The organism is Streptomyces flavofungini (assembly GCF_014650815.1).
Lineage (GTDB): Bacteria > Actinomycetota > Actinomycetes > Streptomycetales > Streptomycetaceae > Streptomyces > Streptomyces flavofungini.
The window spans coordinates 725,178-745,936 of the sequence record NZ_BMVR01000001.1 but is presented as its reverse complement, the minus strand read 5'-3'; the positions used below and the strand labels follow the sequence as shown (position 1 = coordinate 745,936).

Here is a 20,759-nt window from a genome sequence, read left to right as displayed (position 1 = left end):
ATCCGGATGCTGCACGACCGCGTGCTCGTGCGCCAGGACACGGCGGAGGGCGAGCGGCGCTCCGGCGGCGGCATCCTGATCCCCGCGACCGCGGCCGTCGGCAAGCGCCTGGCCTGGGCCGAGGTCGTCGCCGTGGGGCAGAACGTGCGCACGGTGGAGCCGGGCGACCGGGTCCTGTACGACCCCGAGGACCGCGCCGAGGTCGAGGTGCGGGGCGTGGCGTACGTCCTGATGCGCGAGCGCGATCTGCACGCCGTGGCCGCGGACCGCTTCGAGGGGTCCGAGGACTCCACCGGCCTGTACCTGTAACACCCCGGGGCCCTGGTGCCCCGGGTCCGCCGCAGCCGAGAAGGGGCTGGTGACCATCGTCACCAGCCCCTTGTGCGTGCCCTTTGCTACCTTGGAAGGAACCCGACGAGACGCGCCGTACCGGGATCCGCAAAGACGACGCACCCCTGAAGTCCCATTTTCGGAGGTGCCGTCATGGCCTGGGTCCTGCTCGTCGTCGCCGGTCTGCTTGAGGTCGGCTGGTCGATCGGCATGAAGTTCACCGAGGGGTTCACCCGTCTGTGGCCGAGTGTGTTCACCGGCGCGGGCATCGTCGCCAGCATGCTGCTGCTGTCCTACGCCGCCAAGACCCTGCCCATCGGCACCGCCTACGGCGTGTGGGTCGGCATCGGAGCGGCCGGAGCCGCGGTGGTCGGCATGGTCGCGCTCGGCGAGCCCGCCACCGCGGCCCGGATCTTCTTCGTGTGCCTGCTGCTCGTCGCCGTCGTGGGCCTGAAGGCGACGAGCGGTCACTGAGGCGACGAGCGGGCACCGCGGCCCGACCGGGTCGGTGAGACCCGGCCGGGTCAGTCGCCGCGGCCGCGTGGCCCGGTGGTCGTCCCCTGAGTGAGCCCGGCCAGGGCGCCCTGTTGGCCGCCCTGGTCGGCGCCGCCGTCGTCGGCACCCCCGTCGGCCCCGCCGGTCGGACCCTGGGTCTGCCCCTGGTCCTGGCCCTGGGTCTGCCCCTGGTCCTGACCGCCGGTCGGGCCTTGGGTCTGTCCCTGGTCCTGGCCGCCGGTCGGGCCCTGGTTCTGACCCTGGTTCTGGCCTTGGTTCTGCCCCTGGTTCTGGCCGCCCTGGTCGGCGCCGCCGTCCGCGGCACCGCCGTCGGCCGCGCCGCCGTCAGTGGCGCCGTCGGTCGCGCCGCCCGTGTCCTCGTCGGGGTCCGGTGCCTCGGCGCTGTCCGACGGGTCCGGCTGCACCGGCACGTCCGCGCCGGGCTCTAGCTCCAGGTCGAACTCCTTGACCGGCTTGCCCTCAAGGGCGTCCTTGGTGAACTGCGCCCAGATCCGCGCCGGATAGCCGCCGCCGTTGATGCGCCGCTCGCCGAGCGCGCCGTACAGCGGGGTCTGTTTGGCCGTGGCCGGGTCCGCGCCCATGATCGAGACGACGGTCGCCAGATCCGGCGTGTAGCCCGCGAACCAGGCCGCCTTGTCCTCCTCCGCCGTGCCGGTCTTGCCGGCCGCCGGGCGGCCCGCGGCGAGCGCCTCGGTGCCCGTGCCGGAGTCGACGACGCTGCGCAGGACCGACGTGGTGGTGTCCGCGGCCTCGCGGCTCACCGCCGTCTTCTCGCCCCGCTCCGGCAGCGCGACGTCCTCGCCGTTCTTGGTGATCTTCTCGACGAGCGTGTACGAGCCGTGCTGGCCGTGGTTCGCCAGCGTCGCGTACGCCTCCGTCATGTCGAGCACGGACGCCGTGGACGGGCCGAGCGCGATCGACGGGGACGCGGTGAGGTCCGGGGTCTTCGGCGGCACGCCGAGCGCGACCGCGGTGTCCTTGACCTTGTCGGAGCCCACGTCGACGGCCATCTGCGCGTACACGGAGTTCACCGACTTGTCCGTGGCCTCGCGCACCGTGATGTCGCCGTACTGGCCGTCGTCCTCGTTGGCGGGCGCGTACTGGCCGCCGTCCCAGCCCTGCACCGGACGCCGGTTGTTGCCGTCGTAGATCGTGTTCGGCGTGATCGGGGTGCCGGACTGCGTGGTCGAGCCGTTCTGCACGGCCGAGGTGAACACGAACGGCTTGAAGGTCGAACCGACCTGGTAGTCCCGTCGGGTGGCGTTGTTCACGAACTGCTTGGTGTAGTCGATGCCGCCGTACATCGCGACGACCTTGCCGGTCTTCGGGTCCACGGACGCGCCGCCGACGCGCACGTTCCGGTCGATCTTGCGGGCCTTCTTGTCGAGCTTCGACATCACCTGGTCGTCGACGGCCTTCACGAACGCGTTCTGGCGCGGCTTCTGCAGGGTGGTCGTGATGCGGTAGCCGCCCTTGCTGAGGGCGTCCTCCTCGATGATCTTGTTCTCGATGAGGTAGTCCTCGACGGCCTTGACCACATAGCCGCGCTGCCCGGACAGGTCCTGGGTGCCCTTGGCCTGGTCCGGCATCGGGAACTTCTGCTTCTTGCGGTCGGCGGCGGGCAGCCAGCCCTCCTTGACCATGCCGTTCAGGACGTAGCTCCAGCGGCCCTGCGCGGCGGCCTTGTTCTCTGGGTGCGTCGCCACGTCGTACGCGTTCGGGGAGTTCACGAGCGTCGCGAGGTACCCGCCCTGGGCCACGGACAGGTCCTCGACGTCCTTGCCGTAGTACGCCTGGGCCGCGGCCTGCACGCCGTACGCGTTGCGGCCGAAGTAGCTGGTGTTCAGATAGCCCTCGAGGATGTCGTCCTTGCTCACCTCGCGGTCCAGCTTGATCGAGATGAAGAACTCCTTCACCTTGCGGGTGACGGTCTGCTCCTGGCCCAGGTAGTAGTTCTTCACGTACTGCTGCGTGATCGTCGAGCCGGACTGCTTGCCCTTGCCGGTGACCGTGTTCCAGGCGGCGCGGAGCATCGCCTTCGGGTCGACGGCGGACTCCCCGTAGAAGTCCCGGTCCTCGGCGGCGAGCACGGCGTGCTGCACGTGCTTGGGGACCTTGGACAGGGGCACGTTCTCGCGGTTCGCGCCCTTGCTGTCGCGGGCCAGCTCGCTGCCGTCGGCGTACAGGTAGACGTTGGCCTGCTTGGTGGCGAGCGCGTTCGCGGGCGGGATGTCGATCAGCAGATAGCCCGCGGTGAAACCGCCCGCGAGCAGCAGGACCACGAAGATGAACCCGGCGAGCACCATCCGCCAGGTCGGGAAGAGGCGCCGCCAGCCCTTGCGCTTGGGGCGCTTCTTCTTGCCCTTCTTCGTCGGCGCGCCGCCCGGCGCGCCCGGTGCGCCGTCACCCGCGGTACCGGCGGCCACGGAGGCGGCAGCGCCCGCGGCGCCCTGCTCGGGCTCGCGCGGGGCCCAGCCCTGGTGCTGCTGGCCCTGGCTCGGACCTTGCCCCTGACCCGGACCCTGGCTCTGGCTCTGGCCCTGCCCCGGTCCCGGGGGAATGGGGCGGAGCTGCTGCGTGGAGGGGTCGGGGGCCTTCGGGCGGCCGACCGGGCGGAGCTGCGTCGTGGAGGGGCCGCCGTCGGGGACGCCGGGGGCGCCCTTCGGAGGGGTCGGGTGGCTGTCCGGAGCGCGGTCGCCCGGCTCGCGGCCCGGTGTGGGATCACTCGGCCGGGAGGCCCGCTCGTCCGGTCCCTCGGCGGGCCCGTCCTGCCGGGCAGCGGGTTCGCTCGGCCGGGCGGTGGGCTCCTCGGGCCCGTCGCCCGGCTGCCGCTGTGGCTCGTCGCTGCTCATGTCTCGCGGAACTCCCAGTTCGCGTCGTACATCTCGTACGCCTCATACATCCAGTACGCCTCGTACGACCCATTGCACACTGTCGCCGTATGCCTTTCCGGCCAGGCACGCTCCGTGGGGCGAAATTGCCTGGCACGGGCGGCCCTGACCGCACTAGGCTCCTGCGCTTTGGTCCGGGCACGAGCCCGGGCGCGGTGGCCTGGAGCGGTACGAGGCCCTCTGAAAGGGATGTTCGTGAGATCAGGACGGTTCCGCCTGTACGCGGCCGTCGCCGCCGGCAGCTTCCGGCGATACGCCACGTACCGGATCGCGACCTTGGCCGGTGTGTTCACCAACACTGTCTTCGGAGTGATCCTGACCTACACCTATATTGCCCTGTGGGACGAGAAGCCTGGACTTGGAGGATACGACCAGGCGCAGGCTCTCACGTACGTGTGGCTCGGGCAGGCGCTCCTGACGACCGTCGCGGTGATGGGCGGCGGCTTCGAGGACGAACTGATGCGGCGCATCCGCACCGGCGACGTCGCCATCGACCTGTACCGCCCCGCCGATCTTCAGGCCTGGTGGCTGGCGGGCGACCTGGGCCGGGCGCTGTTCCAGCTCCTGGCGCGCGGCGCCGCGCCCATGATGTTCGGCGCGCTCCTCTTCCAACTGGCTCTTCCGGGCGACGTGTTGACGTGGCTCGCCACGGCGCTCGCCGTGCTGCTCGCGGTGGTCGTCAGCTTCGCGGTGCGCTTCCTGGTGGCGCTCAGCGCCTTCTGGCTGCTCGACGGCACGGGCGTGGCGCAGATCTCGTGGCTCGCGAGCACGTTCTTCTCCGGGATGCTGCTGCCGTTGAGCGTCTTCCCCGGCGCCCTCGGCGAGATCGCCCGCGCGCTGCCCTGGTCGGCGCTGATCCAGGTGCCCGCCGACGTGCTGCTGGGCGAGCGCTCGGGCGCGGATCTCGCGGGGGCGTACGCGTTCCAGGCCGGGTGGGCCGTCGTGCTGCTCGCCGCCGGGCGGCTGCTGCAGGCCGTGGCCACGCGCCGGGTGGTGGTGCAAGGTGGCTGAAAAGGGCCGACGCGGGGACGGGCGGGGTGCGGGTCCGGTGGACCGCGGGGACGGGCGGGGCGGGGGTCCGATGGGCCCGGCCGGTCCGGCGCGTCCGTCCGGCCTGCGCGAAGGCACCTCCGACGGGCCGGTGGACCGCGTCCGGGACGGCCTGCGCGCCTACCGGATGATCACCGCGATGTGGATCCGCTCCACCCTCGCCTACCGCGCGTCCTTCGTCATGACGGCCCTCGGCAACCTCACGGCGACCGCTCTCGACTTCGCCGCGATCCTGCTGATGTTCTCCCAGGTCGACGTCCTCGGCGGCTACCGGCTCCCCGAGGTCGCCTTCCTGTACGGCGCCGCGGCCTGCGCCTTCGGGATCGCCGATCTCGCCATCGGCTCCATGGACCGGCTCGGCAGACGCGTGCGCGACGGCACCCTCGACACCCTCCTGGTGCGGCCCGCGCCGGTGCTCGCGCAGGTCGCGGCCGACCAGTTCGCGCTGCGCAGGCTGGGCCGGGTGGTGCAGGGGCTGCTGGTCCTCGGGTACGCCGTCACCGCCGTCGACGTCGACTGGACGCCGCTGAAGGTCCTCCTGGTCCCGGTGATGCTGGTCAGCGGCGCGGGGATCTTCATGGCCGTCTTCGTCGTCGGCGCGGCCTTCCAGTTCGTCGCGCAGGACGCCTCCGAGGTGCAGAACGCCTTCACCTACGGCGGCAACACGCTTCTGCAGTACCCGCCGTCCGTCTTCGGCAAGGACCTGGTGCGCGGCGCCACCTTCCTGGTCCCCATCGCCTTCGTGAACTGGCTGCCCGGCCTGTACGTGCTCGGCCGCCCCTATCCGCTCGGCCTGCCGTCGTGGGCCGCCTTCACGCCGCCGCTGGTGGCCGTGGCGTGCTGCGCGCTCGCGGGCCTCGCGTGGCGCGCGGGACTCCGCTCGTACCGCAGCACAGGGAGCTGATACGCCATGGAGCACACGGAGACCGCGGCCGACGTGGTGGACGCCGACTTCATCGCCCTCGATGGCGTCGAGAAGATCTTCGACGTGCGACGGAAGACCGGTTTCCTGCGCCGCGAGCGGCACCAGGTGCGCGCCGTCGACGGCATCACCTTCCGGGTGCCGCGCGGCGAGATGGTCGGCTACATCGGCCCCAACGGCGCGGGCAAGTCGACCACGATCAAGATGCTGACCGGCATCCTCACCCCCAGCGGCGGCCGCCTCCGGGTCGCGGGCGTCGACCCCGCCCGGGAGCGCACCCGGCTCGCCCGCCGCATCGGCGTCGTCTTCGGCCAGCGCACCACCCTGTGGTGGGACCTGCCGCTCATCGACTCGTACCGGCTGATGCACCGCATGTACCGCATCCCCGACAGGCGTTACGCCGAGAACCTCGACCGCTGCGTCCAACTCCTCGACCTGGGCGAGCTGTTGGACGTGCCCGTGCGGCAGCTCTCGCTCGGGCAGCGGATGCGCGGCGACATCGCGGCGGCGCTCCTGCACGACCCCGAGGTGCTGTACCTCGACGAGCCCACGATCGGCCTCGACGTCGTCAGCAAGGCGAAGGTCCGCGCGTTCCTGCGCGACTTGAACGCCGAGTCCGGCACGACCGTCCTGCTGACCACCCACGACCTCACCGACATCGAGCAGCTCTGCAAACGCGTGATGGTCATCGACCACGGGCGCCTCATGTACGACGGGCCGCTGGCCGGGCTGCACGAGGTCGGTGAGAGCGAGCGCACCCTCGTGGTCGACCTGGAACGCGAACTTCCGCCCCTGGAGGTCGAGTCGGCGCGGGTCGTGAAGGTCGACGGGCCCCGGCAGTGGCTGGCGTTCCCGGCCGCCGCGTCGGCCGCGCCGCTGCTCGCCGCGATCGCCGCGCGCTATCCGCTCGTGGACCTCTCCGTGCGCGAGCCCGACATCGAGGCCGTGATTGCCAAGATGTACGCGGACCGGGGGACCTCGTAGGCTGCTGGTATGACGGACGCCGAGCCCACGCCGCCGAACAAACTGCCCGAAGCTGCCGGGCGGGGCACCGCTGGGCCGCCCGCCGCCCCCGGGTCACCCTCCGCCGCCTCCGGGTCACCCTCCGGCGCCGCCGAGCCGTCCTCCACCGCCGAGCCGTCCTCCGCCGCCGCTCCGAGGCCGTCCGCCGAGCTGAGCCCCGCCGAGCTGCGCGCCTCCGACGCCGACCGCGAGAAGGTCGCCGACGCGCTGCGCGAGGCGCTGGCCGAGGGGCGGCTCGACATGGAGGAGTTCGGCGAGCGCCTCGACGCGGCGCTCCAGGCCCGGACCTACGGCGAGCTCGCCCCCCTCACCCGCGACCTGCCGTCCGCCGTCGCGCCCGCGCCCAAGGTGTCCATGGTCAAGCGCTCCGAGGGCGAGGAGAGCGACGAGATCGACTGGGACGAGCGGATCGTCGGCGGCGAGCCCTCGTCCAGCGGGGCCATCGCGATCTGGGGCGGGTTCAACCGCAAGGGCGGCTGGACCGTCGGGCGCCTCTTCACGTCCTTCGCGATGTGGGGCGGCGGGGACATCGACCTGCGCGAGGCGCGGTTCGCCGAGCGGGACGTCGTCATCCGGTGCTTCGCCCTCATGGGCGGCATCCAGGTCACCGTGCCGCCCGAACTCAACGTCACCGTCAAGGGCTTCGGGATCATGGGCGGCTTCAGCGACGAGGCCACCGGGCCCGGCACACCGGGGTCGCCGCGCGTCGTCGTCACCGGCTTCGCCCTCATGGGCGGGGTCGGCGTCGAACGGAAGCTGCGCAAGCGGGAGCGGGCGCGGCTCAAGGCCGAGCGACGGGAGCTGCAGGCGCGGCGGCGGGAGGAACGGCGTGCCTTGCAGGAGCAGCGCAGGGACGAGTGGCGCGCGCTGCATGAGCGGCGCAGGGAGGAACGGCGGCGGCCGAACTGACCTTCGCGGGGCGCCCCGGGCCCGCCCCTTCTCCGAAACCGGGGGCCGCGCCCCCTGGACCCCGGCTGATCGGCGCTTCGCGCCTCGTCCCCAATCGCCGGACGGGCCGGGTTTCAGCCCGTCCGGCGCGCGCCCCGGCGGGCTAGAGCTCCGCGGCCGACGACCCCTTCAGGTCGGCCGGGTCGAACGCCTGGGCCATCCGGCGGAACCCCTCGTCGCTGGGGTGAAGGTTGTCCCCGGAGTCGTACCGGTCGAGCAGCGCCCGGGGGTCGTACGGATCCCGCAGCGCCTTGTCGAAGTCGACGACCGAGTCGAAGACCTTGCCGGAGCGGATCTCCTTGTTGACGGCCTGCCGCACACCCTCCAGGGCGGGCGTGTAGCCCCGGTGTCCACCGAAGGGCATCAGGGTCGCCCCGACGACCCGCAGCCCACGGGCGTGGGCTTGCCGGGTCAGCTCCCGCAGCCCCTCGGTGATGCGCCGGGGATCGGTTTCCTGCGGATTGCGCAGGATGTCGTTGATGCCGAGGGCGATGACGACGGCCTTCACGCCGGTGCGCCCGAGGACGTCCCGGTCGAACCGGGCGAGCCCGCTCGGGTTGGCCCCGGGCCCGCCCCGCGCGCCGGGCCTCCCGTCGGACAGGACGCGGTTCCCGCTGATGCCCTGGTTCACGACGCTGTAGCGCGGCGCGCCGGAGTCCTCGCGGAGCCGGTCGGCGAGGACGTCGGTCCAGCGCCGGTTGGCACCCATGGTGGAGGTGATGCCGTCGGTGATGGAGTCACCGATGACGACGACGGTGCCGTCGGTCTCGCTGCTGAGGACGTCGACGGCGGCGAGATACCGCCAGTAGGGGCTCTGCTCGTGGTACGCCGACCCGCTCGGGTCCTCGGTGTGGTCACCGTCGGCGACGTACGAGATCTGCCGCGCGTGCGGGTGGTACGTCACCGGCCCGGACGCCGTCGGCGAGAACGTCGTGACGAGCAGGTCGGAGTCGTGCGGCACGCGCAGCCGGACCGCGTCGCTGACGATCTGCTGCCCCGGCTGGATCACCACGGACGTGTCACCGCGGAAGGTGAGCCGCCGCAGCGTACCGGCGGCAGCCGTCGGGTTGTTCGAGGCGGTGGCCACGGCGACGGAGGCGTGCGTGACGGTGAGCGGCCGGGTGCCGTACAGGTTCGACAGGGTGATCCGGGTGCTCTCGCCGCCGACGCTGGTGTGCACCACGTTGCGTACGGAACGGCCCGCCATGCCGCGCGCCTCGGTGCCGGGTTCGGCGCCCGCGGGGGAGGCGGACCAGGTGCCCACCCAGGTGCCCGACGAGGCCGGCGCCGCGGAGTTGCGCGGCCCGCGCGGAGAGGCGCTGAGCTGGTCCTTCGTGTCGTCGTCGGCGCCCGTGACGCCGATGTATATGGCCGCAGAGACGACCACGATGACCGCGAGCACGGCGGCCAGCAGTGCATAACCGTGACGCTTGGTCATGCGGGCTGTTTCTCCTCGGGCAGGGGGAGCCCGAGGCTCCGGTGTGAACACCCCATGATGCGTCATGGGCCGCGAGAGGGCCGACACTGCCCCCCTCCGCTCACTCAGACGCCGGGAACTTGTGGTTCGTTCCAGGAGTAGGACTGGAAGAGACAATGCGTACGGGCGATGTGTACGAGTGACGCGCTCGACGAACGTGTACGGCTAGGACGTACGGCGCAGGCGTACGGCCGAGGCGTATGACGAGGGCGTACGGATCACGAGGTACGCGCACCGACAGCGACGCGAAAACGGGGCTTCAGCAATGCAAGGTACGAACACGGAGGAAACGGCCGAGGCGGGCAGGGAACAGCATGCCCGCGACGGCCGCTCCCCGAACGCGGGCGGCGGCTTCGCCGGACCCGGCGCCTTCAGTGAGGCCGACGCCGAGAAGCAGCGCGGCGTCCGCCGGATGAAGCTGACCGCGACGGGCCTGCTGCTGTTCGTCGCGGTCGTGTACGTGCTCGCGAAGTGGGCGCAGAACACGGGCGCCGGCGCCTGGGCCGGATATGTCGCGGCGGCCGCCGAGGCGGGCATGGTCGGCGCGCTCGCCGACTGGTTCGCGGTGACGGCCCTGTTCCGCCACCCCCTGGGCATCCCCATCCCGCACACCGCGATCATCCCGAAGAAGAAGGACCAGCTCGGCGTCTCCCTCGGGGAATTCGTCGGCGAGAACTTCCTCTCCCGCACGGTCGTGCGCCAGCGCCTGCGGGCCGTCGGCATCGGCAGCCGCCTCGGCACCTGGCTGGCCGAGCCGGAGCACGCCGACCGCGTCACCGCCGAGCTGGCCACCGCGCTGCGCGGCGCCCTCACCGTCCTGCGCGACTCGGACGTCCAGGCCGTCGTCGGCGAGGCCATCACGCGCCGCGCCGACGCCCAGGAGATCGCACCCGGCATCGGCAAGATGCTGGAGAAGGTCGTCACCGACGGCGGCCACAAGCGCGTCGTGGACCTCGTCTGCGTACGCGCCCACGACTGGCTGGTGGTGCACGCGGACTCGGTGATGGACGCCGTCGAGGGCGGCGCCCCCGGCTGGACCCCGCGCTTCGTCGACAAGAAGGTCGGCGAGCGCGTCTACAAGGAACTCCTCCGCTTCGTCACCGAGATGCGCGACATGCCGGGCCACCCGGCCCGCGGCGCCCTCGACCGCTTCCTCACCGACTTCGCCTCCGACCTCCAGTCCGACACGGACACCCGCGCCCGCGTCGAGCACCTCAAGCGCGAGGTCCTCGCCCGCGGCGAGGTCCAGGACCTCATCGCCTCCGCCTGGTCCGCGGTCCGCCAGATGATCGTCGCCGCCGCCGAGGACGAGCGCAGCGAACTGCGTCTGCGCGTCCGCGCCGCCCTGCTCTCCCTCGGCCAGCGCATGGCCACCGACGCCCGCCTCCAGGAGAAGGTCGACGGCTGGGTCGAGGGCGCCGCGGTGTACGTCGTGACGACGTACCGCGACGAGATCACCTCCCTCATCACAGACACCGTCGCCGGCTGGGACGCCGAGCACACCTCGAAGAAGATCGAGGCACACATCGGCCGTGACCTGCAGTTCATCCGCATCAACGGCACGGTGGTCGGGTCGTTGGCGGGGCTTTTGATCTATACGGTGTCGCGGGCGCTCGGGGGCTAGCGCCGGTCCGGCCGGTGGGCGCCGGGGCTCGCCAGCGACAGCATCGCCGCCGTCGCGCACAGCGCCGCCGTCCCCACCCACACCAGGTCGTACGATCCGAACGCGTCCCGGGCCGCGCCGCCGAGGAACGCGACGGTGCCCGCGCCCACCTGGTGTGCGGAGTTGACCCAGCCGAACACGACGGCCGCGTCGGGCCCGAAGTGCGCGCGGCACAGCGCGATCGTCGGCGGCACCGTCGCCACGTCGAGCAGCCCGAAGACGACCACGAAGGCGACCAGCGGCGGCCGCACGGTCGCGGTGAGCAGCAGCGGCAGCGCGAGGAGGGCGAGGCCGCGCAGGGCGAAGTACGCGGCGAGCAGCCGCCGCGCGTCCCGGCGGTCGGTGAGCCAACCGGAGGCCACCGTGCCCGCCACGTTGAAGATCCCGATCAGCGCCAGGAGCGACGCGGCGGCCGTCATCGGCATGCCGTGGTCGTGCGCGGCGGGCGCGAAGTGCGTCCACATCACGCCGTTCGTCGATGCCCCGCAGATCGCGAAGGTCCCGGCGAGCAGCCAGAAGGGGCCGGTGCGGGCCGCGCGGAGCAGGACGCGGACGGCGCGCCGTGCCGCTCCCCGGACCGGCGCGGGCCGCGGCACGAACTCCACCGCCCCGTGCGGGCGTTGCCCCACCTCCGCCGGGTGGTCCCGCAGCGTCAGCCACACCAGCGGCGCGGCGAGCACGGCCGCGCCCGCGAGCGTCAGCGCCGCCGCCCGCCACCCGTACCGCCCCACCACCTCCGAAAGCACCGGCAGGAACACGAACTGCCCCACCACGCTCGCCGCCGTGAGCAGCCCCGTGACCAGGCCCCGCCGCGCCACGAACCACCGCTCGGTGACGGTGGCCGCGAACGCCATCGCCGTGGCGCCGGTGCCGAGCCCCACCAGGACGCCCCAGTAGAGCGCGAACTGCCAGGCCGCCGTCATCGCGGTGGCGGTGAGCACGGCCCCGACGCCGACGAGGCCGAGGGCGCCCGTCGTCACGTACCGCATCCCGAACCGGTCCATCAGCGCGGCCGCGAACGGCGCGGTGGCCCCGTACACGACCATGTTCACCGCGCTGCCCACCCCGATGGCGCCGCGCGACCAGCCGAGTTCGGCGTGCAGCGGGCCGACGAGGAGTCCGGCGAGGGTGGTGAAGGCACCCGCCGTGATGATGGCGAGGGCGGCGGTGGCGGCGATGGTCCAAGGGGTGCGGGGGAGGCGGGGTGTTCGCCCCGTGTTCCCCGTGGCCGTCGGCCCGGTCCCCCTGGTCGGCGTGCTCGGCGACGTACTCATGAACCGAGCGTCCGTCCGCCGGGGTGATCGCGACGAGTGGCCAGATGGCCAGGATGTGCAAGTATCTGGCCATGGCGATCCAGGAGGCATACGCGGCCGGGGAACCGGAAACAGAGCGGCGCACCGTCGCCGTCCTCGTCCGCGACGGCGTCCTGCCCATGGAACTCGGCCTGGTCCACCAGTTGTTCGGCAGCGCGCGCGACGCCGCGGGCGCTCCCCTCTACACGCCCCTGACCTGCGCCCTGCGCCCCGGCATGGTCGACACGGACGCCGACTTCCCGATCCGCGCGCCGCACGGCCCCGAGGTCCTGGCGGGCGCGGACACGGTGATCGTGCCCGCGTCGCACCGCGAGGACGAGTCGCTGCGCCCCGGGGAACTGCCCGCCCCCCTGGCCGAGGCCCTGGCCCTGGCCTCCTCCGCGCGCCGTATCGCCTCGATCTGCACGGGCGCGTTCGTCCTGGCCGCCGGGGGCCTCCTGGACGGCCGCCGGGCGACGACGCACTGGCTGTCGGCGGACCTCTTCGCCCGCGCCTTCCCCGCCGTCACGGTCGACCCGGATGTCCTGTACGTCGACGAGGGCGCCGTCCTGACCTCGGCGGGCGAGGCGGCCGGGGTGGACCTGTGCCTGCACCTCATCCGCCGGGACCACGGGGCGGCGGTCGCGGCGGCCGTGGCACGCCGGACGGTGGTGCCGCCGCACCGGGAGGGCGGCCAGGCCCAGTACATCCAACGCCCGGTCACGGAGCCCGAGTCGACATCGACGGGCGCGGCGCGGGCCTGGGCCCTGACCCGCCTCGCCGAGCCCCTGCCCCTCGCCGAACTGGCCGCCCAGTCATCGATGAGCGTCCGCACCTTCAGCCGCCGCTTCCGCGACGAGACGGGCCTCACCCCGGTCCAGTGGCTCACCCAGCGCCGCGTGGACCGCGCCTGCCAGCTCCTGGAGGAGACCGACCATACGGTCGACCGCATCGCGGCGGAGTGCGGCTTCGGCACGGGGGCGTCGCTGCGGGCGCACTTCCAGGCGGGGGTGGGGGTGTCGCCGGGGGCGTATCGGGCGACGTTCAGGGGGCGGTTGGGCACACGTGGGTGACCGTGGCCCTGTACGCATAGGCGGCTGAGTACGCGCACTCGGGCACGGTCGCGCCGGGACCGTAACCGCCGTACACATGAACGCACCGAGCTCGCTGCTGCCTGGCCGGTGGCGTGGCTGGTCATGGTGATGGCCGGGGGTGGTGTGGTGCTGGCGGTGGCGGGGTTCGCGCGGCAGTTCCGGGGGGACGGGCGGGTGGCCTAGGGTCGGCCGCCGGGTGACGCGGGGGTGTGGCTGCCCGGGGGCGTACGGGGCCTACGGTTCAGGGCAGTTGACGAATCCGAGACCGGCGCCCCTGCCGACCCCGCCGCGTCCCGTCCACCCGCACGGCGCTCCCGTACCAGGAAAGGTCCCGGCCCCGACGAGGTGAGGGGCACCCCGCCCACCTCACACCCCTACGCCCACCTCTGGCCGAATGGCTGGACATGTACCGCGATGACCAGGCCGTCCCCAAGTCCCGCGCTACGACCGGAAGGGCCCGTTACATGACCCGTGTGCGCCGCCTACGTTGAGGTCCGCCCGCTGGGCGTTGCCCGCTTGGGCGCCGCCCCTCTCTCGTATCTCGTAACTCGTACGGAGGCTGACGCATGGCTCCGATCATCCCGGACGGCGACTACTGGATCAGGAACGCGGCGTTCGAGGATCTGTACATAGACCTGAGCGGCAGCTCCACCGCCCCGAACACGCCGATCAGCGGCTGGGAGCTGCACAAGGGTGCCAACCAGAAGTGGCGCGTCACGACCACCAACGGCGTGAACCAGTACATCATCAAGAGCGCCGCGGGCGAGTCGTTCATCTCGCAGAGCGACATCCGCATCTACCCGCCCCTGATCGCGGGCCAGCCCGTCCCGCTCCAGTGGTCGATCGAACCAGTCGGCGAAAACCTGTTCCGCATCGCCTTCGTCTACGCCAACGGCGTCATCACCCTCCCGTCGAACAGGAAGGGCACGCAGCTCAACCTGGAGGAGTGGGTGGGAGAGCGGAACCAGAAGTGGTTGTTCGAGTCGGCGTGACGGTCTGACGGCCAGGCGTCTTGAGGTCCTGGCGTCCTGGGGGAGGCGCGGCCCCGCACACCGGGTGGTGTGCGGGGCCGTTGGCGTGCGGCGGCGTGCCTCGGTGTGCGGCGGCGTGCGTCGGTGTGCGGCGCGTGCGGCGGCTGTGGCGGCTTGCGTCAGCTGTGGCGCCGGTCGACGACCACCCAGGACGCGAGCGCCACGCTCCCGGCGACCCCGAGGACGGAGGGCCAGGCGCCGACCTTCTTGGCCAACGGATGAGACCCGGCGAACCCGGCGACGTACGCGGCGCTGAGCGCGGCGGCGGTCTTCGGCCCGGCCTGCTGGCGCCATTGGTACGCGGCGGCGGCTCCGGCGAGGGCGAGGACGGCTCCGCCTAGGGGGCGGTTCTTCGTGAACCGGGCGACGGCGTACCCGCCGACGAGCCCGGCAGCAGCGATGGGGGTGCTGGGAATGCGTCGTGTACGGGCCATGGCGTCAACAACCTCCGTCGTGAGTATGGTCGGATCCGAGGCTACGCCGCGTCTGAACGAGGGCTTTCCACGGGGCCGGAACCGATCATTTCCCCAGCACCCTCCATGTTGGCGATTTCGCTCCAGGGGCTGGCTTCGGAATGGCTCGTTTAGATCGATCGGGATGGGCAGTTGGCGCAAGGGAAGCGGCTCGGTACTCCGTCCGCCGGAGGGTTCTGTCCTTCTCCTGGCAGCTCGCTGAAGTCACCGTTTGCGTTACGGTAGACAATTCCCACGCCGTACTCTGTTAGCAGCTGGCGCGTATCCTCGCTGGGTATCCCAGGTGCGAGCACCATGCAGCGGATCGGCATGCCGTTCTCTATCCTGCTCAAGTGCATTCTGAGGTCCATGAGTTGCATCAGGGCATCCCTCAGCGCTTGCCGTGAGTTGCTGTCTGCTGGCTCATAGATGGTGCGTTCGCTCTGGTCGTAGAGGGTTGCTTCCATTGCCTCCTCCATGCCTCTCACCTGCACTTCCAACCGGCCGACGCGGTGTTGGCGGTTGGTGAGTACGTCGCCGAACTCGGCTGCTATTTGCTCGCGCCGGTAGGTCGCCCTTGCTGCCGATCGATCTCGTTCCCATGATTCCCGGAGGCGAGCTGGAGCCTCTGGGCGCCGCCTGGTTCCAGACTGAACAAACCTGACGTTAGTCTGAGCGACCGGCGGTATTACATCACTTTCGGAGCGTTGGTAAATCCCAAGTGGGCGCAGCCGAAAGACGATGACGTCGCGATCCTGTTGGGACTTGTCACGGGCCTGTCTTATGACATAGGGGCGTTCGTGGTCCACCTCGAAAGCCCCTATGTAGCGATGCGTCCTAATGCCTGTGCCAGGGACTTTCCCATGTCCGATAAACACGTGGAGAGTGCGGTCGTCAAGAGTGTGCTGGAGTATCGCGGCGTTGCCCGTACCAGTGGCGCCAGTGAACGTCTGGTCCCCCTCGGTTCCGGCTCCGGTGTACTCGAAGATGGGACCCAGTCGATCCTCTTCCCGGCGCCAGCCGTCGTGGTAGCCGTACTGCTCCCCCGACTTGATGTCGGAGTAGAGGACTACCGTCTTCTTCTCCACAGATGGGCAGATGCCGCCCTGCGGGCTGCCTCCCAACTCCTTGCGAATTTCCGCTCGCGTGAGGATGTCGCCAGGTTGGAAGGAGGGAGCAACAGTTGACATGTGCACAGGCTAGTAGGCGGCGTTGACACGTAGCACCTCAACTCGCCTGATGTGCCTGAGACTCTTGCGGTTGCCCGTGAGGGGGAGGGGCTGTGCGGGATGATGGCCGTATGGATGGCGGAATGGCGGCGATAGTTGCCGCAGCTATTGGGGTGGCCGGTGCGCTGGGCGGAGCGGCTGTAGGTGGGCTCGCCAGTGTGCGCGGTGCACGCATTGGTGGTGAGGCGGGCGTGGAAGCGGCGCTTGCGCAAGCAGATCGACAAGCCGCGACTGGGCACCAGCAGTGGGTCAAGGAGCAGCGACAGCAGGCTTGCGCCAAGCTGCTGGATGCGCACTCAGCGGCCGAGGACACGCTGAAGCGGGCGGCCGTTGCCATACGCAGAGGTGACGAGTTCCCCGTTGCTGAACGGGACGCATTCCGTGGCCAGGTCTCCGCCATGCAGTCGTGTACGAGCCAACTCGCCCTCTGGGGACCGGAAGCCGTAGTGGTGTTGGCTCAGGTACTCAGGGCGGCGACGGCTGATGCGGCGCAAACGCTGAAGCTCGCGGAGCAGGGTGCGGGCCAGGGGGCTGCGGAATCGGAGGCTCGTTGGCGGGACTGGTTGGAAAGGAGTGAGCACGTAACTGACGTGCGTACGCAGTTCCTTGATCGAGCGGGTGAGGTTCTTCGCGACCCCAACCAGCCCGTCGTCTAGGAACCGCGACTCGTCAATTGGTCGCGCTTCTGGCGGGGCTCTCCACGCGGACAGCGCCCACGAAGGATTCCCAGGCACCGGTGCCAACAGTGATCCAGGGCCCCGGCACGGCCTTGGAGTCCCGCACGGCTATGTCACCAAGGAGCAACGCAACCTCAACGCACTCTCCGCCCATACCGTTGCTGTAACTACTCTTCCGCCACCGGATAGTTGGGGGCAGCGTCATCGGGAGTGGTCCTCCAGAGTTCTCCTGATCAGCAGGGCTGATCGTTGCGGACTCAGGGCCAGCGCCCTGAGGTGATCGAACGCCTTCGCGTAGAGGTCCACGTCCTGAGGTTGTTCGAGGTAGACGGAGTCTGTCAGCCCTTCTCGATACACCATGTCCGGGTCCTCCTGCTCCGGGAAGCCAAGGACCGTGAACGATCCCGCGGTGGGGTAGGCGCCCGCGTCGAACGGCAGGGTCTGCACCGTCACGTTCCTGAACTCCGCCATTTCCAGCATACGTTCGAGCTGGCCCGCCATGACCTGGCGAGATCCGATGACGTGCATGAGCGCGCTCTGGTGCACGACGACCCACAGATCCGGTGCACTGTCGCTCCGCAGCAGTTCTTGTCGTCGCATCCGGACGTCGACCATGCGCTGGACGTCTTCGGGTGTGTGGTCGGCCCAGGCTCGACTCAGCTCCGCTGCGTACGCGGGTGTCTGGAGCAGGCCGGGGATGAACTCGCCTTGGTAGCTGCGCAGGCTGGATGCCGCCTGTTCCAGGCCTACGTAGACGGAGAACCAGGAGGGGACGGCGTCCCCGTGGGCGTGCCACCACCCCTTGGTCTTCGACTCCTTGGCCAAGGACTTGAGTAGATCGCGCAGTTCGTCGGAGGTGGCGTAGAAGCGGCAGAGAGCTTCGACGTCGGACGGTTGGACGCGGCCTTGTCCTGTCTCCATGCGGTTGACCTTGGAGCTGCTCCAGTCCAGCTCCTTGCCCACGTGGTTGCAGGTGAAGCCGTTCTCTTCGCGGAGCCTCTTGAGTTCGATGGCCAATCGACGGCGGCGCGCGGTGGGGGAGCCTGCCATGTCAACTCCTGTTGCTGTAGCGGACGTTCTATCTCATCGGAAGTGACGCGAAAGGCCAATCACTCCATCGGGGGAATCTCGCTATGCATGTTGCACGGCGGGATGAGCGCTGCAACTCTCTCACTAAGAGTGATCGATGGTCACGCAGTGCACGACGTGGTGCGCAGGAGGTAGGGGCGATGATCTACGCCAGCGAAACCGGCAGGCGGGACCCCTGGGGGCGGTCCTTCACGGCAGAGCCGCGCGAAGTCGCAGGCCTGCGGCGAGCGGTGTGGATGCAACTGACTCTGTGGGGACTGCAGGAAGTGGTTGAGGCGGCTCAGACGTGTGTCACAGAACTGACCTCAAATGTCATCAAGCACGTGGGTGCGGGTACGCCCGTAACGCTCACGATCTCCATGGCTGGCACGTTCGTCCGCATCGAGATGCTCGACCCTGATGCGCGAGCACTGCCGACGCTTCTCGCCCCTGGGCGCGACGCGGAATCGGGCCGAGGCATGGCCCTCGTCGATGCGATTACTGACCATCGCTGGGGCGTGTCTGTGCGAGAGGCGGCGAAGGTGGTGTGGTGTGAGCTGGCGACAGACCTTGTCCCGTCGGCTGGCCATGCCGAAGGTTCACGGGCGGCGCGGGTGGAAGGGCATCTCGCCCTGTATGGCGCCGAGCGCGTTGGGCTGTTTTCCCGCTCAGGGCGGCTTGGCGTAGCTGTGGCCGAGGAGGCGGCGATCGATCTGATCGCCGACCTCCTGCACTGGCTCCAGGCTCACGGCTGTGACCCCGACGAAGCGCTAGATCGAGCACAGATCCACTTCGAGGCGGAGGTGGAAGCGGGGAGCTGAGGGAACAGTTGCCTCGGCCAGTCAGCTGGATGGGATCGACGCGTACGTCCACACATCCGCTGGCATCTCGTACTCAAGCTCCCAAGTGATCGCCATGGGTTTGCTGCCCTCATGCGCGACGTAGCGCGCGGGCCCCAGGAGCATCCAAGGCTCGGCGCCGCCGATGTCGGTGTTTTTGTAGCGGCGGACGAAGAGCAGAATGTGGCTTCCGCGCTGGACGTGCTCGCGGTAGCGGCGCCCTGTGGCGGATTCTTCGGCGGTCGCGTTCTGCGACTCCCAGTGGAACTGGGTCGGACTCATGGCGTAGTCCTGATACCGCGTGGTGGGCGAGAACTCTTTCTCGTCCTTCTCCAGGGTGATGAGCAAGGCGTCGGTGCTGATGTCCTTCACCTCAACTACCCCTTGGGCGAAGGAGCCTGGCATCTGGCCGCCGAAGCGGGCTACGCCGAGGGCGGCGAGGATCTCGGACCGGTTGTACGAGCTGTGTACCTTCAAGGGGAGGTCGCGGTGCGGCCCCTCTAGAGGCAAGGGGAAATGATCCGCGTGGGCGAGACAGTGATCAAGGACCTGGCGGAGTTCTTCGCGAACGGGCTTGTGCTTGAGAAGTGAGGAGAGCCCGGCCTGGTAGGTGGAGTGACCACCGGCCTTGTCCCAGATGTTGAAGAAGAGCATGCGGGCGTATGTCTGCTCCCGCGGGGGCAAGGCGTCGTATGCGGGTGCATCGTCGACCAGGAGCCGCTGGTAGGCCTCGATGCGTTCCTTGTCATCGACGTGAAGGAAGGAAGGGACGCGCTTCAGCAGGTTCGACTCACCTTCAGGTGCAGCATCGGCGAGGAGTTTGGCGCCGCGTAGGAGCTTGGTCCACGAGTTGCCATTGCCGCGGTAGATCTCCTTGATCTCCCGGCCGCTCTCTTCCAGGTAGGCAGCCAGTCGCGACTCGCCGTACGCGGATACCTCGCGGACGAGAGTAGTTGAGTTGACCTTGAGCTGCGCCTTGATGTTGCCGATGATGGTCTGCTTGGCCTTGGGCTCCAAGATGATCTGGCAGCGGGACGGCAGCATGGGGAACCCATGCTCAAGGCTGTTCAGTAGGCGCTTCCTCGTCAGGTTCGTCAGCGCCCGGAACTGATTCTCGAAGCGGAATTCCTTGCGGTGCTGGCCGATGAAGTCGAGGACTGTTAGTACGTCCTTGTCCGGTGTTCGACGCAAGCCGCGGCCAAGCTGCTGCAAGAAGAGCGTGGCGCTCTCCGTGGGGCGGAGGAGGAGCAGCGTATCGACGTCGGGGATGTCGAGTCCTTCGTTGAACAGGTCGACAGAGAAGATCACTTGGATCTTTCCGTCCTTGAGATCATCGAGGGCTTGCTTGCGCTCATCGCGGTGATTCTCGCCGGAGAGGGCGACGGCGGCAATGTCATCCCTGGTAAAGCGCTCGGCCATGAAGTGGGCGTGCGATACGGAAACGCAGAACCCGAGCGCGCGCATGGATCTCGGATTCGTGACCTTCTCGCGCACGGACTTCACGATCAGTCGGGCGCGTGCGTGGTCTCCGGTGAGTATATTGCTGAGCTGCCCTGAGTCGTATGCTCCGCGCTTCCACTCCACTGTGCTCAAGTCGGTCTCGTCGCTGATCCCGAAGTACCGAAAGGGGCTGAGTAGTTCGTTCTCCAGGGCTTCCCACAGGCGCATCTCTGCTGTGATGTGCCCCTCGAAGAACTCGTCCTGGATGTTCTTTCCGTCCATGCGCTCGGGTGTCGCGGTGAGCGCGAGGAGTTCCGTGGGCGTGAAGTGGTCAAGGATCTTCCGGTACGTAGGGGACGTACCGTGATGGAACTCATCGATGACGATCACATCGAAGTGGTCAGGCGAGAACCGGTCCAACGCGCGCGAGTTGAGCGACTGCACGCTGGCGAAGACGTGGTCCCACTCCTCGGGACGTTCGCTGCTGTGGAACGACTCGCCGAAGTCCGTGTCCCCCAGGACGCGTCGGTAGGTGTCCCGTGACTGCTCCAGGATCTCCCTGCGATGCGCGACAAAGAGGAGTCGTAGCCTACGGCGTGCTGTGCGCGACAACTGCTCGTAGTCGAGCGCAGCCATCACCGTCTTCCCCGTCCCTGTCGCGGCGACGAGAAGGTTGCGGCGACGGCCACGTACTGCGCGCTCGACCTCCAAGCGCTCCAGCATGTCCTTCTGGTGGGGGAACGGGGTGAAGCCTATGCCGGTGCGTGTGCTGCTGCGCATGAACGTCCTCGGTCATATGCGGACATGGCCGTGGCGG

At 69.7% G+C, this 20,759-nt stretch carries 18 protein-coding genes, 1 pseudogene and 1 riboswitch; of the genes and pseudogenes, 11 read left to right on the top strand and 8 right to left on the bottom strand.

The window, feature by feature from the left end:
* The first annotated feature begins 6 nt into the window (after positions 1-6).
* Positions 7-309: a GroES family chaperonin gene (locus IE274_RS03120; protein WP_106967814.1), complete on the top strand. Its 303-nt coding sequence runs from the start codon at positions 7-9 to the stop codon at positions 307-309.
* 75 nt (positions 310-384) lie between these two features.
* Positions 385-454, top strand: a riboswitch (guanidine-III (ykkC-III) riboswitch).
* 29 nt (positions 455-483) lie between these two features.
* Positions 484-804 carry a DMT family transporter gene (locus IE274_RS03115; protein WP_190113937.1) on the top strand — a complete coding sequence of 107 codons (321 nt, stop codon included), beginning with the start codon at positions 484-486 and terminating at the stop codon, positions 802-804.
* A 50-nt stretch (positions 805-854) separates the two neighbouring features.
* Here the strand turns inward: IE274_RS03115 and IE274_RS03110 are convergent, their stop codons facing one another.
* Positions 855-3,152: a transglycosylase domain-containing protein gene (locus IE274_RS03110; protein ID WP_190114127.1), complete on the bottom strand. Its 2,298-nt coding sequence runs from the start codon at positions 3,150-3,152 to the stop codon at positions 855-857.
* Positions 3,153-3,926: 774 nt separating this feature from the next.
* Here IE274_RS03110 and IE274_RS03105 point away from each other — a divergent pair.
* The 4 genes from IE274_RS03105 (at position 3,927) to IE274_RS03090 (ending at position 7,641) form a co-directional block, all read left to right on the top strand.
* The gene (locus tag IE274_RS03105) at positions 3,927-4,748 is read left to right on the top strand and encodes an ABC transporter permease (RefSeq protein WP_190113936.1); all 822 of its coding nucleotides are present in this window, start codon (positions 3,927-3,929) and stop codon (positions 4,746-4,748) included.
* Between the two features lie 70 nt (positions 4,749-4,818).
* Positions 4,819-5,691, top strand: coding sequence for an ABC transporter permease (locus tag IE274_RS03100; RefSeq protein ID WP_190114126.1), 873 nt, complete (start codon positions 4,819-4,821; stop codon positions 5,689-5,691).
* Between the two features lie 6 nt (positions 5,692-5,697).
* On the top strand, positions 5,698-6,693 hold the full coding sequence (locus IE274_RS03095) for an ABC transporter ATP-binding protein (protein WP_229909109.1): 996 nt from the start codon (positions 5,698-5,700) through the stop codon (positions 6,691-6,693).
* A gap of 9 nt (positions 6,694-6,702) precedes the next feature.
* Positions 6,703-7,641: a DUF1707 SHOCT-like domain-containing protein gene (locus tag IE274_RS03090; protein ID WP_307822192.1), complete on the top strand. Its 939-nt coding sequence runs from the start codon at positions 6,703-6,705 to the stop codon at positions 7,639-7,641.
* Positions 7,642-7,783: 142 nt separating this feature from the next.
* Here the strand turns inward: IE274_RS03090 and IE274_RS03085 are convergent, their stop codons facing one another.
* A complete protein-coding gene (locus IE274_RS03085) occupies positions 7,784-9,118 on the bottom strand; it encodes an SGNH/GDSL hydrolase family protein (protein WP_190113935.1) in 1,335 nt (444 codons plus the stop codon).
* Positions 9,119-9,422: 304 nt separating this feature from the next.
* On the opposite strand from IE274_RS03085, the gene IE274_RS03080 reads away from it, so the two are divergent.
* Positions 9,423-10,781, top strand: coding sequence for a DUF445 domain-containing protein (locus tag IE274_RS03080; protein WP_190113934.1), 1,359 nt, complete (start codon positions 9,423-9,425; stop codon positions 10,779-10,781).
* Here the strand turns inward: IE274_RS03080 and IE274_RS03075 are convergent.
* A complete protein-coding gene (locus tag IE274_RS03075) occupies positions 10,778-12,094 on the bottom strand; it encodes an MFS transporter (RefSeq protein ID WP_190113933.1) in 1,317 nt (438 codons plus the stop codon). The genes IE274_RS03080 and IE274_RS03075 overlap by 4 nt on opposite strands.
* A 71-nt stretch (positions 12,095-12,165) precedes the next feature.
* On the opposite strand from IE274_RS03075, the gene IE274_RS03070 reads away from it, so the two are divergent.
* Together IE274_RS03070 and IE274_RS03065 are read left to right on the top strand one after the other, a co-directional pair.
* A complete protein-coding gene (locus tag IE274_RS03070; protein WP_190114123.1) occupies positions 12,166-13,185 on the top strand; it encodes a GlxA family transcriptional regulator in 1,020 nt (339 codons plus the stop codon).
* Between the two features lie 587 nt (positions 13,186-13,772).
* Positions 13,773-14,198, top strand: coding sequence for an RICIN domain-containing protein (locus tag IE274_RS03065; RefSeq protein ID WP_190113932.1), 426 nt, complete (start codon positions 13,773-13,775; stop codon positions 14,196-14,198).
* A gap of 158 nt (positions 14,199-14,356) precedes the next feature.
* Here the strand turns inward: IE274_RS03065 and IE274_RS03060 are convergent, their stop codons facing one another.
* Both IE274_RS03060 and IE274_RS03055 read right to left on the bottom strand, forming a co-directional pair.
* Positions 14,357-14,671 (bottom strand): hypothetical protein, encoded by a 315-nt coding sequence (locus IE274_RS03060; RefSeq protein WP_190113931.1) that lies wholly within the window; start codon positions 14,669-14,671, stop codon positions 14,357-14,359.
* A gap of 149 nt (positions 14,672-14,820) precedes the next feature.
* Positions 14,821-15,879 (bottom strand): SRA domain-containing endonuclease, encoded by a 1,059-nt coding sequence (locus tag IE274_RS03055; protein ID WP_190113930.1) that lies wholly within the window; start codon positions 15,877-15,879, stop codon positions 14,821-14,823.
* Positions 15,880-15,989: 110 nt separating this feature from the next.
* Here IE274_RS03055 and IE274_RS03050 point away from each other — a divergent pair, with 110 nt between their 5' ends.
* Positions 15,990-16,574, top strand: a complete 585-nt coding sequence (locus IE274_RS03050; RefSeq protein WP_190113929.1) for a hypothetical protein — start codon at positions 15,990-15,992, stop codon at positions 16,572-16,574.
* 13 nt (positions 16,575-16,587) lie between these two features.
* On the opposite strand, the gene IE274_RS03045 is transcribed toward IE274_RS03050, so the two are convergent.
* Complete coding sequence (locus IE274_RS03045; RefSeq protein WP_190113928.1) at positions 16,588-16,800, bottom strand: DUF397 domain-containing protein; 213 nt, start codon at positions 16,798-16,800, stop codon at positions 16,588-16,590.
* Complete coding sequence (locus IE274_RS03040) at positions 16,797-17,645, bottom strand: helix-turn-helix domain-containing protein (protein ID WP_190113927.1); 849 nt, start codon at positions 17,643-17,645, stop codon at positions 16,797-16,799. Before IE274_RS03040 ends, IE274_RS03045 begins: the two co-directional genes overlap by 4 nt.
* A gap of 179 nt (positions 17,646-17,824) precedes the next feature.
* Here IE274_RS03040 and IE274_RS03035 point away from each other — a divergent pair, with 179 nt between their 5' ends.
* Positions 17,825-18,484 (top strand): ATP-binding protein, encoded by a 660-nt coding sequence (locus IE274_RS03035; RefSeq protein ID WP_190113926.1) that lies wholly within the window; start codon positions 17,825-17,827, stop codon positions 18,482-18,484.
* Positions 18,485-18,505: 21 nt separating this feature from the next.
* On the opposite strand, the pseudogene IE274_RS03030 reads toward IE274_RS03035, so the two are convergent.
* Positions 18,506-20,716: pseudogene (locus IE274_RS03030) on the bottom strand (DUF3427 domain-containing protein); the annotation flags it as partial.
* Between the last annotated feature and the right edge of the window lie 43 nt (positions 20,717-20,759).

Coding starts and splice junctions, on each gene's coding strand:
- IE274_RS03120 (WP_106967814.1), top strand. CDS start 7: ATGCTGCACGACCGCGTGCTCGTGCGCCAGGACACGGCGGAGGGCGAG.
- IE274_RS03115 (WP_190113937.1), top strand. CDS start 484: ATGGCCTGGGTCCTGCTCGTCGTCGCCGGTCTGCTTGAGGTCGGCTGG.
- IE274_RS03110 (WP_190114127.1), bottom strand. CDS start 3,152: ATGGTGCTCGCCGGGTTCATCTTCGTGGTCCTGCTGCTCGCGGGCGGT.
- IE274_RS03105 (WP_190113936.1), top strand. CDS start 3,927: ATGTTCGTGAGATCAGGACGGTTCCGCCTGTACGCGGCCGTCGCCGCC.
- IE274_RS03100 (WP_190114126.1), top strand. CDS start 4,819: ATGGGCCCGGCCGGTCCGGCGCGTCCGTCCGGCCTGCGCGAAGGCACC.
- IE274_RS03095 (WP_229909109.1), top strand. CDS start 5,698: ATGGAGCACACGGAGACCGCGGCCGACGTGGTGGACGCCGACTTCATC.
- IE274_RS03090 (WP_307822192.1), top strand. CDS start 6,703: ATGACGGACGCCGAGCCCACGCCGCCGAACAAACTGCCCGAAGCTGCC.
- IE274_RS03085 (WP_190113935.1), bottom strand. CDS start 9,118: ATGACCAAGCGTCACGGTTATGCACTGCTGGCCGCCGTGCTCGCGGTC.
- IE274_RS03080 (WP_190113934.1), top strand. CDS start 9,423: ATGCAAGGTACGAACACGGAGGAAACGGCCGAGGCGGGCAGGGAACAG.
- IE274_RS03075 (WP_190113933.1), bottom strand. CDS start 12,094: ATGAGTACGTCGCCGAGCACGCCGACCAGGGGGACCGGGCCGACGGCC.
- IE274_RS03070 (WP_190114123.1), top strand. CDS start 12,166: ATGGCGATCCAGGAGGCATACGCGGCCGGGGAACCGGAAACAGAGCGG.
- IE274_RS03065 (WP_190113932.1), top strand. CDS start 13,773: ATGGCTCCGATCATCCCGGACGGCGACTACTGGATCAGGAACGCGGCG.
- IE274_RS03060 (WP_190113931.1), bottom strand. CDS start 14,671: ATGGCCCGTACACGACGCATTCCCAGCACCCCCATCGCTGCTGCCGGG.
- IE274_RS03055 (WP_190113930.1), bottom strand. CDS start 15,879: ATGTCAACTGTTGCTCCCTCCTTCCAACCTGGCGACATCCTCACGCGA.
- IE274_RS03050 (WP_190113929.1), top strand. CDS start 15,990: ATGGATGGCGGAATGGCGGCGATAGTTGCCGCAGCTATTGGGGTGGCC.
- IE274_RS03045 (WP_190113928.1), bottom strand. CDS start 16,800: ATGACGCTGCCCCCAACTATCCGGTGGCGGAAGAGTAGTTACAGCAAC.
- IE274_RS03040 (WP_190113927.1), bottom strand. CDS start 17,645: ATGGCAGGCTCCCCCACCGCGCGCCGCCGTCGATTGGCCATCGAACTC.
- IE274_RS03035 (WP_190113926.1), top strand. CDS start 17,825: ATGATCTACGCCAGCGAAACCGGCAGGCGGGACCCCTGGGGGCGGTCC.